Below are 14743 nucleotides of genomic sequence, written 5' to 3' on the forward strand. Positions count from 1 at the left end.
GGGTATTTTTGCCGTTGGCGATATCAATACCTATCCGGGCAAGAAGAAACTCATCCTTTCCGGCTTCCATGAAGCTGCACTGGCTGCGTTTGGTGCCGCACCATACATCTTCCCGGAAAAGAAAATCCACATGCAATACACCACCACTTCGCCGAAGCTGCACAAGATTCTTGGCGTGGAAACTCCGGTGTTCGACTGAAACCAACACCGGCTTTCTGAAAAGCGCTTCTTGCCAACAGGCAGAAGCGCTTTTTTGTTGCTATTCATAATTTTCCCGCCTCCCCCGTCCTTTTGATTTCTTCCTTTAGCCAGCCTGCAGTCTCCGCCTGAACGCAAGGCATTGATGAACAGGAAAAATTCAGCTGGAATCCCCGGTAAAAATTACAAGGCACTCTTGGGCGGTTTGCAGTTTCTGGCGTTTTTGACAATCCACCAAGCTGGTACACGACCGCGGTCGCCCGCCATTCCCGCCTCTAGCCGCCATTGGAATGTGTGGCATGCTTCCTGCATTCTATGAAAGCACGTGCGTCATGGAATTTTGAGCCTGGCGCAAGAGGAACCGATGTCTCGTAATCGCGACGTTTCAAACTTCACGACATAAGGAGATTCTGCAAGCGCTCAATCCAAGTACTTCTTCGAAGAAAAGTTTTATGGCTGGAAAATCAAGGCATTGTCATGACATATTTCATGTAAAACCCATGCAGGTTCAGAAATAGACATAAGGGGAGCACGGATCAGTCGAGCTTTGTTGAAGTAAATATTTTTCGGTTTGGTACTGAAAATTGCATTTGATGCATTGCAGCAATTAGTTTTTATCAGGAAAATCTGCTGGTCGCGATGCCACTTGAAAGAACACGAACATGCTTTATCAATTTCATGAACTGAACCGCACCTTTCTCGGCCCCTTCGTCCAATGGGCCGAGGCTTCCGCCAAATTGTTTTCCAATCCGGTATCGCCACTCGCCCACACGCCATTTTCCCAGCGGATTGCGGCAGGATATGAATTGATGTACCGGCTTGGCAAGAATTATGAAAAGCCGGAATTCGGAATCAAGGCCGTAAACGTGCAGGGCAAATCCGTAAGCGTATTCGAGGAAGTCGCGGAAAAAAGGCCCTTCTGCACCCTGCTGCATTTCAAGAAAGACTTGAGCGATCCGCAATTCGCCGGCACGAAGCAGCCAACCGTCCTGCTGGTCGCTCCGCTTTCCGGCCACCATGCCACCCTGCTGCGCGACACCGTACGCAGCATGCTGGAAGAGCATGATGTGTACATCACGGACTGGACCGATGCACGCATGGTGCCGGCATCGAAAGGCGCGTTCCACCTGCATGACTACATCTATTACGTGCAGGATTTCATTCGCCGCCTGGGGCCCGACGTGCATGTGATCTCGGTTTGCCAGCCGACCGTGCCGGTGCTGGCTGCGATTTCGCTGATGGCGACTGCCAACGACCCGAAATTGCCGAAAACCATGACCATGATGGGCGGCCCCATCGATCCGCGCAGATCCCCGACCCAAGTCAACGACCTGGCCACGACCAAACCTTTTTCCTGGTTCGAGAATACGGTGATTTACAGTGTGCCGGCGAACTATCCGGGCTTCGGCCGCAAGGTGTATCCCGGCTTCTTGCAGCACGCCGGATTTGTCGCCATGAACCCGCGCCGCCATGCACAGAGCCACTGGGATTTCTACATGCACCTGCGCGAAGGCGACAACGAGTCCGCGGAAGAACATCGCAAGTTTTACGACGAATACAATGCGGTGCTCGACATGCCCGCAGAGTATTACCTGGAAACCATCAAGATCGTGTTCCAGGAATTCCGCCTGCCGCGTGGCACATGGGAAGTGGAAGGCAAGCCGGTGCGTCCGCAGGACATCAAGGGCGTCGCCCTGTTTACCATCGAAGGCGAACTGGATGACATCTCGGGAGCCGGCCAGACCCAGGCGGCACAGGATCTGTGTCCGAACATCCCAGCCTCGAAAAAGCAGCATTTCACTGCGCCGAAATGCGGCCATTACGGCATCTTTTCGGGACGCCGCTGGCGTGAAGTCATCTGCCCAAAGATCGGTGAATTCATCAAGGCGAATTCCTGATCGTCTTCATTCGGCATGACAAAGCCGTTCTCTCGGTAGGGAGAACGGCTTTTTTCATTTGAAGCAGGGCCGGTTTCCCCGGATAATCCTCCTTTTCCCCGTCATATTCCCGTTGTGTCCAGTTCCACACTTAAAACTCTGGCCGACCAGATAGAAGATCTGCTGCCGCAGACCCAGTGCACGAAATGTGGTTATCCAGCTTGCCGTCCCTACGCCGAAGCGGTGGCGAATGGAACGGCCAGCTACAACCAGTGCCCGCCTGGAGGGGCGGAAGGCGTTGCGCGACTGGCAAAGCTGCTTGGCAAACCGGTCATTCCGCTCAATCCCGTCAATGGCGTTGAGCGCGCGCGTCCGGTGGCGGTGATCGATGAATCGGCCTGCATCGGTTGCACGCTCTGCATCCAGGCTTGCCCGGTGGATGCGATCGTGGGTGCAGCAAAGCAGATGCACACGGTGCTGCCGGAGTTGTGTACCGGCTGCGACTTGTGCGTTGCGCCCTGCCCGGTCGACTGCATCTCCATGGTCGAAGTCACGCCCGGCAAGACTGGCTGGGCCGCATGGTCGCAGGAACAGGCAGATGCGGCACGCGAACGTCATGAATTCCGCACTATGCGGCTGCGTCGCGAACAACAGGAGAATGAAGCCCGCCTGGCGGCCAAGGCGGCGGCCAAACTGAAGCAGGTCGAAGCCGAAGCAGCGTCGTCGCCGGAAGCAAGAGCCGAACAGGAACGCAAGAAAGCCATCATCCAGGCTGCGCTCGAACGGGCACGCCAGAAGCGGGAACAGATGGCCGCAAAGGAAGGCGGCAAGCAAGCATGAACGCCGAGAAACGTATCGAGATATTCCGAAGGTTCCATTCGGCCAATCCGCACCCGACCACCGAACTGGAATACACCACGCCTTTCGAATTGCTGGTCGCAGTGATCCTGTCGGCGCAAGCGACCGATGTCTCCGTCAACAAGGCCACACGCAAGCTGTTCCCGGTAGCGAATACGCCGGCGGCGATATATGCGCTCGGAGTCGAGGGATTGATGCAGTACGTCAGCACGATCAACCTGTACCGCAACAAGGCGAAATACGTCATCGAAACCTGCCGCATCCTGCTTGAGCAGCATGAAGGCAAAGTCCCGCGCTCCCGCGAGGCTTTGCAAGCCCTGCCCGGCGTCGGTCGCAAGACGGCGAATGTCGTGCTCAATACCGCGTTCGGCGAGCCGACCATCGCCGTCGACACGCATATCTTCCGCGTCGCCAACCGGACCAATATCGCGCCGGGGAAAACCGTCGAGGAAGTGGAAAGCAAGCTGCTGAAGGTCGTGCCGCAGGAGTACCGGCACGATGCCCATCACTGGCTAATCCTGCACGGGCGCTACACCTGCATCGCCCGCAAGCCGCTGTGCTGGAACTGCATCATCGCCGACCTGTGCGAATTCCAGCCCAAGACACCCCTGCCCGAGAAAGGCGTGTAATCCATCTGCGGGCGGGACTTGCTTCCGCTGGCGCTCAGATAATCCTGCAGGCTTCGTCGAAGGATAGCCGCGGGGAACGCGGATTCATTTGGCTCTTGTCGCCGTAGCCGAGGTTGCAGACGAAGTTGGCCCGAATGGAAGTGCCGGCAAAAAATGCCGCGTTGATCTTGTCCGCATCGAAGCCCGACATCGGGCCGCAATCCAATCCAAGGGCGCGGGCTGCCATGATGAAGTAGGCGCCCTGCAGCGATGAATTGCGCAATGCGGTTGCTTCGATCAGCGCCTGCTTTCCCACAAACCAGGAACGCGCATCGGTATGCGGGAACAACTGCGGCAGCTTGTCATAGAACTGCATGTCCATGCCGATGATCGCGGTCACTGGTGCAGCCCTGGTCTTGTCAACATTCCCGGGCCCCATGCAGGCAAGCAGCTTTTCCTTGGCTTCGCCCGATTTGACGAACACGATGCGGGCGGGACTGCTGTTGGCCGAAGTCGGTCCCCATTTCATCACTTCATAAATCCGGTGCAATTGCTCATCGGAGATTTCTTTGTCGAGCCAGGCACTGTGGGTCCGGGCCTGATTGAACAGGATATCGAGTGCAGCATTGTCCAGCATGATCATTCCGTCTTTGTTGGTGGGATAAAATTGAAAAACACAGCCAGCAAGTTTAATCCACTCTGTCTTTTCCTTCCGGACAGCTGCCTATCCTGATTCTTCTTTAGCCGATACGATGTTTTCTCCATCCCAACATGATGTCCGCAGGTTCTTCTGTGAAACTCACCGCAAATCCAATGCAAATGAGATCCTGACTCCGCTGGAAGCGATCGCGCGCGACTGGATCGTCCAGCACCCCGAATACGCGGAAGCATTACGCGATCAGGATGCGGCTCTTGCCGCCGATTACTCCGTCAAGCGGGGGCAAAGCAATCCCTTTCTTCACCTGTCCATGCACCTGTCGATCGCGGAACAAATCTCGATTGACCAGCCGCCCGGCATCCGGGCGGCGTTCCTCAGTCTCGCGCAACGGCTGAACTCCGAACATGAAGCGCACCATCAGATCATGGAATGCCTGGGGCAGATGATCTGGAATTCGCAGCGCAGCGGCCTGCCCCCTGATGGAGAGGCCTATATCGAATGCATCAAGCGCCGGGGATGACGACCTGGACGGCCCCAAAAAAAAGCCACGGCGGCCCGTGGCTTTTCATGACTCGAAAATCCCGAGGGATTATTTGCGCAATACCAGCGAGCCAGGCAGGCTGTGCAGATAAGCGGCGATATCCTTGATTTCGGTCTGGGAGAGAGGTTTGGCCTGCGCACCCATGATCGCATTGCCGCGACCATTCGGGCCATCGCCACCACGCTGATAGGCGACCAGCGCATGCTCCAGATAATCCTCATGTTGTCCAGCCAGTTTCGGATAGCTGGGATCGATCGGAGTATTGAAATCCTTGCCGTGGCAGGCGGCGCAATTGTATTTTTCCGCCGCTTTCTTGCCGGTGTCGACATTGCCGCCAGCCACCGCATTCAAGGAAACTGCCGAGGCAAACAGGACCACAGCCGCTGCGAAAATCTTCTTCATTTCGTATCCCTTATTTTTGCTGTGAGTAATAGGCAGCAAGGTCAGCGATATCCTGATCCGACAAACCGGCTGCAATGCCGCGCATGCTCGGATGCTTGCGTTCGCCCTTCTGATACGCCTTGAGCGCATTCTCGATGTACTTCGCCGATTGGCCGCCGATCATCGGCACCTGATACACCTCGGGGAAAGAAGCTTTGTAACCGGGGATGGCATGACAACCGATACACATCGAAGTCTTGTTTTCGGCCGCCTTGGCGTTGCCGACGATGTCCGCAGCAGCGGCAAGGTTGGCACTACCCGCAAGTGCGATAAGCACGAATATTTTTTTCATGATGGCTAGGATAAGTAATGCGAAACTGGCTTAATGCGAAACTTGGCTGCTACGGTAGCGGGCGATCTTTCGTGACGTATTCAGATTGTTGCCTCGCCGCACCAAAAGCGATTAATTCTAACCCAAGACTCCCTGGCAGTCCACGACGGGGCAGAAACCGAAATCGACGGCATGTGTAGACATCCCGCCCGTACAGGACGTTCCAGTTTTCTGGCAAAGCGGCAGCCTGTGAATTTGTTCTCGCTTATACTTGATTTTATTTTTCAATGACAAGAGCCATGCAACAGCAAACACGATTTGAAGGATCCCGGGAGTATGTCGCCACCGATGACTTGAAGCTTGCAGTCAACGCTGCTCTGACGCTGCAACGCCCGCTTTTGATCAAGGGCGAGCCCGGCACCGGCAAAACGATGCTGGCCGAACAGGTTGCTGCGGCGCTCGGCATGCCCCTGTTGCAGTGGCACATCAAGTCCACCACCAAGGCCCAGCAAGGCTTGTATGAATATGACGCCGTGTCGCGCCTGCGCGATTCCCAGCTCGGCGACGAGCGCGTCAAGGACATCCACAACTACATCGTCAAGGGTGTGCTCTGGCAGGCATTCCAGGCCGATCAGCAGGTGGTGCTGCTGATCGATGAAATCGACAAGGCCGATATCGAATTCCCGAACGACCTGCTGCGCGAACTCGACCGCATGGAATTTTATGTCTACGAGACGCGTGAAATGGTGCGCGCAAAGCACCGGCCGCTCGTCATCATCACCTCGAACAACGAGAAGGAGCTGCCAGACGCCTTCCTGCGTCGCTGCTTCTTCCACTACATCAAGTTTCCTGACAGAGACACGATGTCGCAGATCGTCGGTGTTCACTTCCCAAGCCTGAAAAAGGATTTGCTGGCGCAGGCGCTGCAAACCTTTTATGAAGTGCGTGAGGTGCCCGGCCTGAAGAAGAAGCCGTCGACTTCCGAATTGCTGGACTGGCTGAAATTGCTGCTGGCGGAAGACATTCCGCCGGAAGCGCTGCGCAGCAAGGACGCGAAGGCCGTGGTGCCGCCCCTGCATGGCGCCCTGCTGAAAAATGAACAGGACGTTCACCTGTTCGAGCGGCTGGTATTCATGTCGCGCACAAATCGTTAGTCTTTACGAACAAGGCTGGAGCAAGATGGCTTTCATCGAACCAGTCACGCTCAAGGGACGGCTCGCCGTCCTTGAACCGCTGACAGCTACGCACCATGATGCCCTGGTTGCGGCAGCTTCGGATGGCGAATTGTGGAAGCTGTGGTACACCTCGGTGCCCGCGCCGGCGAAAACCCGCGATTACATTGAGACCGCGCTCGACATGCGCGATCGGCATGGCGCCATGCCATTCGTCATTCGCGACAACCGCAATGGCGATGTCGTCGGCAGCACCCGCTACTTCAATGTCGACGCCGCCAACCGCCGCCTCGAGATCGGCCATACCTGGCATGCCCGGAGCGCACAGCGGACCGGCATCAACACTGAATGCAAATTGATGCTGCTTGCGCATGCCTTCGAGACGCTCAAGTGCATTGCGGTCGAATTCCGTACCCATTGGATGAACCAGCAGTCGCGCGCAGCGATTGCCCGCCTCGGCGCGAAGCAGGATGGCATCCTGCGCAATCATCAGATTGCGTCGGATGGCTCATACCGGGACACCGTAGTGTTTTCGATCATCGAATCCGAATGGCCGGCAGTAAAGCGCCACCTGCAATTCAAACTCGAACGCTGAGAATTTGCCGTGTTAATCGATTTCTTTTTTACGCTCAAGGACGCCAAGATTCCAGTTTCGATCAAGGAATTCCTGATCCTGCTCGAAGCCATGCAGAAGAACGTCATCAGCCCTTCGCTTGACGACTTCTATTACCTTGCACGCACGACGCTCGTCAAGGACGAAGCGCATTACGACAAGTTCGACAAGGCGTTCGGCCTGTACTTCAAGGGAATCGATGCAATTTTCGAGAAAACTCCCGAGATTCCGCTCGAATGGCTGATGAAGCGCATGGAGCGCGAACTGACGCCGGAGCAGAAGGCCGCCATCGAAAAGCTCGGCTACGACAAGCTGATGGATCGCCTGAAGGAATTGCTGAAGGAGCAGAAGGAACGCCACGAGGGCGGCAACAAATGGATAGGCACCGGCGGCACCTCCCCCTTCGGCCACGGCGGCTACAATCCGGAAGGTATCCGCATCGGTGGCGAAGGCGGCAATCGCTCAGCAGTGAAAGTCTGGGAAGAGCGCAGCTACCGGGACTATGACGACGAACGCGAGCTCGGCACGCGCAACATCAAGGTGGCATTGCGCCGGCTGCGCAAGTTCGCGCGCGAAGGCGCAGAAGAAGAGCTGGCGCTCGACGACACCATTCGCGCCACAGCCAACAACGCCGGCTACCTCGACATCAAGATGCAGCCGGAGCGCAAGAACAACATCAAGGTGCTGATGCTGCTGGACGTGGGCGGCACGATGGACGACCATATTGCGCAGACAGAGGAATTGTTTTCGGCGGCGAAGTCCGAATTCAAGAATATGGAATTCTTTTATTTCCATAACTGCGTCTACGATTATCTCTGGAAGAACAACCGGCGCCGCCATGCCGAGCGCTTCCCGACCTGGGATATCCTGCGCAAGTACACGCCCGATACCAAGCTGATCTTCGTCGGCGACGCCACCATGAGCCCCTATGAAATCCTGCAGCCCGGCGGTTCAGTGGAGTACAACAACGAGGAAGCGGGCGCGGTGTGGCTGCAGCGCTTCACTTCCACCTTCCCGAGCTTCATCTGGCTTAATCCCGAGCCGGAAGGCCTGTGGCAGTATCGCCAGTCGATTTCAGTGATCCGGCAGATCATGAACAACCGGATGTTCCCGGTGACGATAGAAGGACTGGAACGCGCCATGCGCCTACTCAGCAAGTAATGCGTCCCGCCCTTGTCTTGCCGATTCTACAAGACACTGTTTTTCGCCTGACCCATTGTTGAAATGCGTGCTGGCCCCCATATTCAAAGAACACGACTAGGAGCCAGCAGCAATCGAAATTCTCCGAACAGCAACGCCGGACTTGCAAAGTCAATCAGTTTTCGGGCAATCTCCCCGGACCAGAGGCTTAACCCATCGATTCCCCTGTTTTTTCATTAGAATGCAAAAAATTTTGGTCTGAACGCATTTCAACAAGCATTCATTACTGGCATCTCCAACCGAATGGCAACTAGAAAATCCTCCGTCTCCGATTACAGCGAAGCCTCAATCCGCGTCCTCAAGGGACTGGAACCGGTCAAGCAGCGCCCGGGCATGTACACCCGCACCGAGAATCCGCTGCACATCATTCAGGAAGTGATCGATAACGCTTCCGATGAAGCGCTCGGCGGCCACGGCAAGAACATCCTGGTCACGCTCAATACCGATGGCAGCGTCAGTGTGGAAGACGATGGCCGCGGCATTCCGGTCGGCCTGCATCCGGAAGAAAAGGTGCCAACGGTGGAAATCGTGTTCACCCGCCTGCATGCCGGCGGCAAGTTCGACAAGGGCTCGGGCGGAGCGTATTCCTTCTCCGGCGGCCTGCACGGGGTAGGCGTGTCGGTCACCAATGCGTTGTCGTCGCGACTCGAAATCACGGTATGGCGCGAAGGCGGCATGCACCAGATCGCCTTTGCTGACGGCGACGTAGTACAAAAGCTGAAGTCGCGGCCGCTGGCACGCGACGAAAAGAAGTCCGGCACCCGCGTCACTGTCTGGCCGAATCCGAAATACTTCGACTCCGCCACCATTCCGCAGGCGGAACTGCAGCGTCTGCTGCGCTCCAAGGCGGTGCTGCTGCCGGGCGTGAAAGTCACCCTGGTCAACGCGAAGAATGGCGACACGCAGACCTGGCAGTACGACCAGGGCTTGCGCGGCTATCTGGTGGAATCACTGGCGCAGGCTTCCCATGCGGAGCCCCTGATCCCTCTGTTCGAAGGCCAGCAGTATGCGAGTGCCGATACCGAAGGATTTGCCGAAGGCGAAGGCGCGGCATGGGTGGTTGCCTGGACCGAGGAAGGCAACGTGGTGCGCGAGTCCTACGTCAACCTGATCCCCACTCCGGCAGGCGGCACGCATGAAGCGGGTTTGCGCGAAGGCTTGTTCGGCGCGGTCAAGAGCTTCGTTGAGATGCATGCGCTGCTGCCGAAAGGTGTCAAGCTGCTGCCTGAAGACGTGTTTGCACGCGTGTCTTTCGTGCTGTCGGCCAAGGTGCTCGACCCGCAGTTCCAGGGCCAGATCAAGGAACGCCTGAATTCGCGCGATGCAGTGCGGCTGGTGGCCAGCTTCACCAGGCCGGCGCTCGAACTGTGGCTGCACCAGCATGTGGACTTTGGCAAGAAGCTGGCGGAACTGGTGATCAAGCAGGCCCAGTCGCGCCTGCGTTCGGCGCAGAAAGTCGAGAAGAAGAAATCCTCCGGCGTTGCGGTATTGCCGGGCAAGCTGACCGATTGCGAATCGGACGATATTTCCCGCAACGAGCTGTTCCTGGTCGAGGGCGATTCGGCCGGCGGCTCGGCGAAGATGGGACGCGACAAGGAATTCCAGGCGATCCTGCCCCTGCGCGGCAAGGTGCTGAACTCGTGGGAAACCGACCGTGACCGCCTGTTCGCCAACAATGAAATCCATGATATCGCGGTAGCAGTCGGCGTCGATCCGCACGGACCGAACGATACGCCGGACCTGAGCGGTCTGCGCTACGGCAAGATCTGCATCCTGTCCGATGCCGACGTGGACGGCTCGCACATCCAGGTCTTGTTGCTGACCCTGTTCTTCAAGCATTTCCCGCAACTGATCGCGCGCGGCCATATTTACGTCGCGCGGCCACCGCTGTACCGCGTGGATGCGCCGGCCCGCGGCAAGAAGCACGCGCAGAAGCTTTATGCGCTGGACGATGGTGAACTGGAAGCCATCGAGGACAAGCTGCGCAAGGATGGCGTCAAGGATGGCGGCTGGACCATTTCCCGCTTCAAGGGTCTGGGCGAAATGAATGCGGAGCAGCTGTGGGAAACCACCATGAACCCGGATACCCGCCGCCTGCTGCCCGTCTCGCTCGGAGACTTCGACCTCACCGCTTCCGAGAACCGCTTCAACATGCTGATGGGCAAAGGCGAAGCCGCAGCGCGGCGCGCCTGGCTGGAAGAGCATGGCAACGAAGCGGAAGCCGATATCTGAGATCGCTCACACCGGACAATTTGCTGAACCACGATGACTGAACAAGCCAATCTTTTCGAAGCCATGCCCGCCGGTGACGGCGAATCCCTGACGCTTGCGACCTTCGCCGAGCGCGCTTATCTCGACTACGCGATTTCAGTAGTCAAGGGCCGGGCCTTGCCCGATGTCTGCGACGGACAAAAGCCGGTGCAGCGCCGCATCCTGTATGCGATGCATGAGCTCGGCCTGAACTCTACCGCCAAGCCGCGCAAGTCGGCGGCCGTGGTCGGCGACGTGCTCGGCAAACTGCATCCGCACGGCGACCAGTCGGTGTATGACGCACTGGTGCGGATGGCCCAGGATTTTTCCCTACGCTATCCGCTGATCGACGGCCAGGGCAATTTCGGCTCGCGCGACGGCGATGGCGCAGCCGCGATGCGATATACCGAAGCGCGCCTGACGCCGATCTCCAAGCTGCTGCTGGACGAGATCGACATGGGCACGGTCGATTTCCAGCCGAACTACGATGGATCCACGCAGGAGCCGAAGCTGCTGCCGGCGCGCCTGCCCTTCGTGCTGCTGAACGGCGCATCGGGCATTGCGGTCGGCCTGGCCACGGAAATCCCTTCGCACAACCTGCAGGAAGTCGCCAAGGCAGCGGTAGCACTGATCCGCAATCCGAAGCTTACGCATGACGAACTGATGGCCATGATTCCCGGACCGGATTTCCCGGGCGGCGGGCAGATCATCACGCCGGCTTCGGCCATCGCGGAAATGTACGAGAACGGCCGCGGTACCATGAAGGTGCGTGCGCGCTGGAAGATCGAAGACCTGGCACGCGGCCAGTGGCAGGCGGTCATCACCGAGCTCCCGCCTGGGACGTCGTCGCAGAAGGTGCTGGAAGAGATCGAGGAGCTGACCAATCCGAAGGTCAAGCTCGGCAAGAAATCGTTGGCGCAGGAACAGCTGGCATTGAAGCAGGCGGTCCTCACGGTGCTCGACAAGGCGCGCGACGAATCGGACAAGGATGCGCCGGTGCGGCTGGTGCTGGAGCCCAAGTCGAAGAACGTGGACCAGGACGAGTTCATGAACACCCTGCTGGCCCATACTTCACTGGAAACCGGCGCCCCAGTCAACCTGGTGATGATCGGCCGAGACGGCCGGCCGCGCCAGAAGGGATTGGGCGACATCCTGCGCGAGTGGATCGACTTCCGCTTCGCCACCGTCACCCGCAGGACGCAGTTCCGCCTGCAGAAGGTGGACGACCGCATCCATATTCTCGAGGGGCGGGAAGCGGTCCTGCTCAACATCGACAAGGTGATCAAGATCATCCGCGAATCGGATGAACCGAAGCCGGCCCTGATCAAGGCCTTCCGGCTGTCCGACCGCCAGGCGGAAGACATCCTGGAAATCCGCCTGCGCCAGTTGGCGCGCCTGGAAGCGATCAAGATCCAGCAGGAGCTCGACGAGCTGCGCAAGGAAAAGACCGTACTGCAGGACCTTCTCGACAACCCTGCCTCGATGAAGAAGCTGGTGATCAGGGAAATCGAGACGGATGCGAAACAGTATGGCGATGCGCGCCGCACGCTGATCGAGGAAGCCGAGAGGGCCGTAGTCGAGCAGAAGGTGATCAACGAGCCGGTCACCGTCGTGATCTCTCAGAAAGGCTGGGTGCGTGCACGTACCGGCCACGGCCACGACGCGGCGCAATTCACCTTCAAGGCGGGCGACAGCCTGTACGGCGCCTTCGAATGCCGTACCGTCGACACCCTCCTCGCCTTCGGTTCGAATGGCCGCATCTATTCAGTGCCGGTATCGGCCCTGCCCGGCGCGCGCGGCGACGGTGTACCGGTCACCACCCTGGTCGAGCTTGCGAGCGGCACACATTTGCTGCATTTCTTCGTCGGACCGGCCGACACGATGTTGATGCTCGCCTCCACCTCGGGATATGGCTTTACCGCGAAAGCAGGCGATATGGTGAGCCGCGTCAAGGCGGGCAAGGCGTTCATCACGGTTGACGAAGGCGCCGAGCCGATCGTGCCGCGCGTAGTGCCCGCGAATGCCAGCTCACTGGCCTGCCTGTCCGAGAAAGGCCGCCTGCTGGTCTTCAGCCTCAGCGAAGTCAAGACCCAGTCCGGCGGCGGCCGCGGCGTGATCCTGATGGAGCTGGAAAAGAATGAAAGGCTGATTGCAACGCAGCCGATCGGCAAGAGCGGGCTGACCATCATTGGCACAGGTCGCGGTGGAAAAATCCAGGAGCTTGCTTTTGGTGCAGCGGACTTGAAGCCGCACGTCGGTAAACGTGCACGCAAAGGCACGGCGCTGGACGCGAAGATCAAGCCTTACGGTTTGATGGCAAAGGAGTAGGAAGCGCCAGAGCAGTTTCCAAAAGTCTGGAAGGAAAGGAAGTGGAGTGTGCTGCACGCGCCATGCGGTTCCGGTGCGCATGGCACACCCTACTTTTCTTTGGCAATTTGAAATTCTCTAAGCATTTCACCCTGCCATGCATGGTGAAATGCTTTTATGGTTTCAGCGCTTGGCCGGGTCTATACCGCGATAGCGGCTCACATATGCGGCATGTTTCTCCAGCCGTGCTCCCGTCAGCGGCTTGTAGACGCGCTCGGTCGATGCGGGAGAGTTGACACGCTTCTCTGCAGGACGAACCGGCCGCCGCACCAGCTCGCCGCCGCAATTCGGGCAGGTGTTCTGCAATACGCCCTCGGCACAATCCCTGCAAAAAGTGCATTCGAAGCTGCAGATCATCGCGTCGGCAGAATCCGGTGCCAGATCCCTGTTGCAGCATTCGCAGTTTGGTCGCAGTGCAAGCATGCGCTCTCCCTCTCAAAGCTTGGAAGCGATCAGCTTCCCCAGTTTCGCAATCCCCTCGCGTATCCGTTCCGGCGGCACCGTCACGAAACTCAGGCGGAGCGTATTGTGCTCGACCGCATTGGCGTAAAACGGCGCTCCCGGAACAAACGCGACGTTTTGCGCAATCGCTTCTTCCAGCAGCTTCATGCTGTCGATGTGCTTGGACAAAGTCACCCAGATGAACATGCCGCCTTCCGGCCGGGTCCAGCTCGTGCCGGCAGGGAAATGCTCGGCGAGCGCAGCCAGCATGGCCTCGCACTGATTCGCATACAGGCGACGTATGGTCGGCATATGCTCATCCAGGAAGCCATCCTTCACCACTTCATGCACCACCATCTGGGTCAGCTGCGCGGTGTGAAGATCGGCTGCCTGCTTTGCCTGCTCCAGCTTGCCGACCAACTGCAGCGGCGCCACCACGTAGCCGAGCCGGATGCCGGGCGTCAGCACCTTGGAAAACGATCCCATGTAAATCACGCCGCTCGGGTTCATCGTAAGCATCTTCGGCAAGGGTTCGCCACGATAGCTGAGCGCGCCGTAAGGGTCGTCCTCGACCAGCGGCAATCCGAGGCGGGCGCAGGTTTCAACCAGTGCAGCGCGGCGCTCAATTGGCAACGTGCGTCCTGTCGGATTCTGGAAGTTGGGCAAGGCATATAGCAAGCGCGCGCCCTGGCGCAGCGGCGCAATCGCCTCCGGCACCAGCCCATGCTCGTCGGTGGGTACCGACATGAATTCCGGCCGGTACAAGGAGAACGCCTGCAGCGCGCCGAGATAGCTGGGTGTTTCGACCAGTACCCTGCTGCCTTCATCGATCAGCACCTTGCCGAGCAAGTCCAGCGCCTGCTGCGAGCCCGATGTCATCAGCACCTGCTCGGGCAGGATCCTCGCGCCATCCGATGACAGCGAATCCGCAATCCACGCGCGCAGCGGTGCGTAGCCATCGCTCGGCCCGTATTGCAGCGCCACTTTCCCCTGGCGCGACAGCACGGCGTCGAATGCCGAGCGCATACGTTCCACCGGGAAGGCTTCCGGCGAAGGCAAGCCACCTGCGAAGGAAATGACTTCCGGGCGCACCGTGACTTTCAGGATTTCGCGGATGACGGAGCTTTGCAATTGTCCGGCGCGTTCGGCGCACTGCCATTGCATGGGACTAGGGTTTTCAATTTTCATGGTTGGTTCGCTTAACTCGATTCTGCGCCACGTTTTCGCCCGGCCTTCCAGCCGGCTCCG

14 protein-coding genes and 1 pseudogene are annotated in these 14743 nt (G+C 58.3%); 10 read left to right on the top strand and 5 right to left on the bottom strand.

Annotated elements, in window-relative coordinates; genetic code table 11:
* From HGHM_RS21175 to nth, 4 genes and pseudogenes are all read left to right on the top strand, one after another.
* Positions 1-199: pseudogene (locus tag HGHM_RS21175) on the top strand (ferredoxin--NADP(+) reductase); the annotation flags it as partial.
* A gap of 661 nt (positions 200-860) precedes the next feature.
* The gene (locus HGHM_RS11185; protein WP_019141619.1) at positions 861-2096 is read left to right on the top strand and encodes a polyhydroxyalkanoate depolymerase; all 1236 of its coding nucleotides are present in this window, start codon (positions 861-863) and stop codon (positions 2094-2096) included.
* Positions 2097-2210: 114 nt separating this feature from the next.
* Positions 2211-2915, top strand: a complete 705-nt coding sequence (gene rsxB, locus HGHM_RS11190) for an electron transport complex subunit RsxB (protein WP_026075930.1) — start codon at positions 2211-2213, stop codon at positions 2913-2915.
* Positions 2912-3562: an endonuclease III gene (gene nth / locus HGHM_RS11195; protein WP_019141621.1), complete on the top strand. Its 651-nt coding sequence runs from the start codon at positions 2912-2914 to the stop codon at positions 3560-3562. The genes rsxB and nth overlap by 4 nt, the downstream gene beginning before the upstream one ends.
* Before the next feature lie 34 nt (positions 3563-3596).
* Here nth and HGHM_RS11200 read toward each other — a convergent pair whose 3' ends face one another.
* On the bottom strand, positions 3597-4184 hold the full coding sequence (locus tag HGHM_RS11200; RefSeq protein ID WP_019141622.1) for a malonic semialdehyde reductase: 588 nt from the start codon (positions 4182-4184) through the stop codon (positions 3597-3599).
* A 109-nt stretch (positions 4185-4293) separates the two neighbouring features.
* Between HGHM_RS11200 and HGHM_RS11205 the strand changes: the two genes are divergently transcribed.
* Entirely contained in the window at positions 4294-4719 is a 426-nt protein-coding gene (locus tag HGHM_RS11205; RefSeq protein ID WP_019141623.1) for a DUF1841 family protein, read from the top strand.
* Between the two features lie 69 nt (positions 4720-4788).
* Here the strand turns inward: HGHM_RS11205 and HGHM_RS11210 are convergent, their stop codons facing one another.
* Together HGHM_RS11210 and HGHM_RS11215 are read right to left on the bottom strand one after the other, a co-directional pair.
* Entirely contained in the window at positions 4789-5142 is a 354-nt protein-coding gene (locus HGHM_RS11210; RefSeq protein ID WP_019141624.1) for a c-type cytochrome, read from the bottom strand.
* Between the two features lie 10 nt (positions 5143-5152).
* Positions 5153-5473, bottom strand: coding sequence for a c-type cytochrome (locus tag HGHM_RS11215; protein WP_019141625.1), 321 nt, complete (start codon positions 5471-5473; stop codon positions 5153-5155).
* Between the two features lie 278 nt (positions 5474-5751).
* Between HGHM_RS11215 and HGHM_RS11220 the strand changes: the two genes are divergently transcribed.
* From HGHM_RS11220 to parC, 5 genes are all read left to right on the top strand, one after another.
* A complete protein-coding gene (locus HGHM_RS11220; protein WP_019141626.1) occupies positions 5752-6606 on the top strand; it encodes an AAA family ATPase in 855 nt (284 codons plus the stop codon).
* Positions 6607-6631: 25 nt separating this feature from the next.
* Entirely contained in the window at positions 6632-7219 is a 588-nt protein-coding gene (locus tag HGHM_RS11225; protein ID WP_019141627.1) for a GNAT family N-acetyltransferase, read from the top strand.
* 9 nt (positions 7220-7228) lie between these two features.
* Positions 7229-8398, top strand: a complete 1170-nt coding sequence (locus HGHM_RS11230) for a vWA domain-containing protein (protein ID WP_019141628.1) — start codon at positions 7229-7231, stop codon at positions 8396-8398.
* Between the two features lie 282 nt (positions 8399-8680).
* A complete protein-coding gene (locus HGHM_RS11235; RefSeq protein WP_019141629.1) occupies positions 8681-10669 on the top strand; it encodes a DNA topoisomerase IV subunit B in 1989 nt (662 codons plus the stop codon).
* Positions 10670-10702: 33 nt separating this feature from the next.
* Positions 10703-13015 carry a DNA topoisomerase IV subunit A gene (gene parC / locus HGHM_RS11240; protein WP_019141630.1) on the top strand — a complete coding sequence of 771 codons (2313 nt, stop codon included), beginning with the start codon at positions 10703-10705 and terminating at the stop codon, positions 13013-13015.
* 162 nt (positions 13016-13177) lie between these two features.
* Here parC and HGHM_RS21180 read toward each other — a convergent pair whose 3' ends face one another.
* Together HGHM_RS21180 and HGHM_RS11250 are read right to left on the bottom strand one after the other, a co-directional pair.
* Positions 13178-13477, bottom strand: coding sequence for a DUF1272 domain-containing protein (locus tag HGHM_RS21180; protein WP_019141631.1), 300 nt, complete (start codon positions 13475-13477; stop codon positions 13178-13180).
* Between the two features lie 12 nt (positions 13478-13489).
* Positions 13490-14683, bottom strand: coding sequence for an aminotransferase-like domain-containing protein (locus HGHM_RS11250; RefSeq protein ID WP_026075931.1), 1194 nt, complete (start codon positions 14681-14683; stop codon positions 13490-13492).
* Positions 14684-14743 lie beyond the last annotated feature (60 nt).

The sequence above is a fragment of the Noviherbaspirillum massiliense JC206 genome, assembly GCF_000312045.1.
Taxonomy (GTDB): domain Bacteria; phylum Pseudomonadota; class Gammaproteobacteria; order Burkholderiales; family Burkholderiaceae_D; genus Noviherbaspirillum; species Noviherbaspirillum massiliense.

Coding starts and splice junctions, on each gene's coding strand:
- parC (WP_019141630.1), top strand. CDS start 10,703: ATGACTGAACAAGCCAATCTTTTCGAAGCCATGCCCGCCGGTGACGGC.
- HGHM_RS11205 (WP_019141623.1), top strand. CDS start 4,294: ATGTTTTCTCCATCCCAACATGATGTCCGCAGGTTCTTCTGTGAAACT.
- HGHM_RS11185 (WP_019141619.1), top strand. CDS start 861: ATGCTTTATCAATTTCATGAACTGAACCGCACCTTTCTCGGCCCCTTC.
- HGHM_RS11250 (WP_026075931.1), bottom strand. CDS start 14,683: ATGAAAATTGAAAACCCTAGTCCCATGCAATGGCAGTGCGCCGAACGC.
- nth (WP_019141621.1), top strand. CDS start 2,912: ATGAACGCCGAGAAACGTATCGAGATATTCCGAAGGTTCCATTCGGCC.
- HGHM_RS11210 (WP_019141624.1), bottom strand. CDS start 5,142: ATGAAGAAGATTTTCGCAGCGGCTGTGGTCCTGTTTGCCTCGGCAGTT.
- HGHM_RS11225 (WP_019141627.1), top strand. CDS start 6,632: ATGGCTTTCATCGAACCAGTCACGCTCAAGGGACGGCTCGCCGTCCTT.
- HGHM_RS11200 (WP_019141622.1), bottom strand. CDS start 4,184: ATGATCATGCTGGACAATGCTGCACTCGATATCCTGTTCAATCAGGCC.
- HGHM_RS11215 (WP_019141625.1), bottom strand. CDS start 5,473: ATGAAAAAAATATTCGTGCTTATCGCACTTGCGGGTAGTGCCAACCTT.
- HGHM_RS21180 (WP_019141631.1), bottom strand. CDS start 13,477: ATGCTTGCACTGCGACCAAACTGCGAATGCTGCAACAGGGATCTGGCA.
- HGHM_RS11220 (WP_019141626.1), top strand. CDS start 5,752: ATGCAACAGCAAACACGATTTGAAGGATCCCGGGAGTATGTCGCCACC.
- HGHM_RS11235 (WP_019141629.1), top strand. CDS start 8,681: ATGGCAACTAGAAAATCCTCCGTCTCCGATTACAGCGAAGCCTCAATC.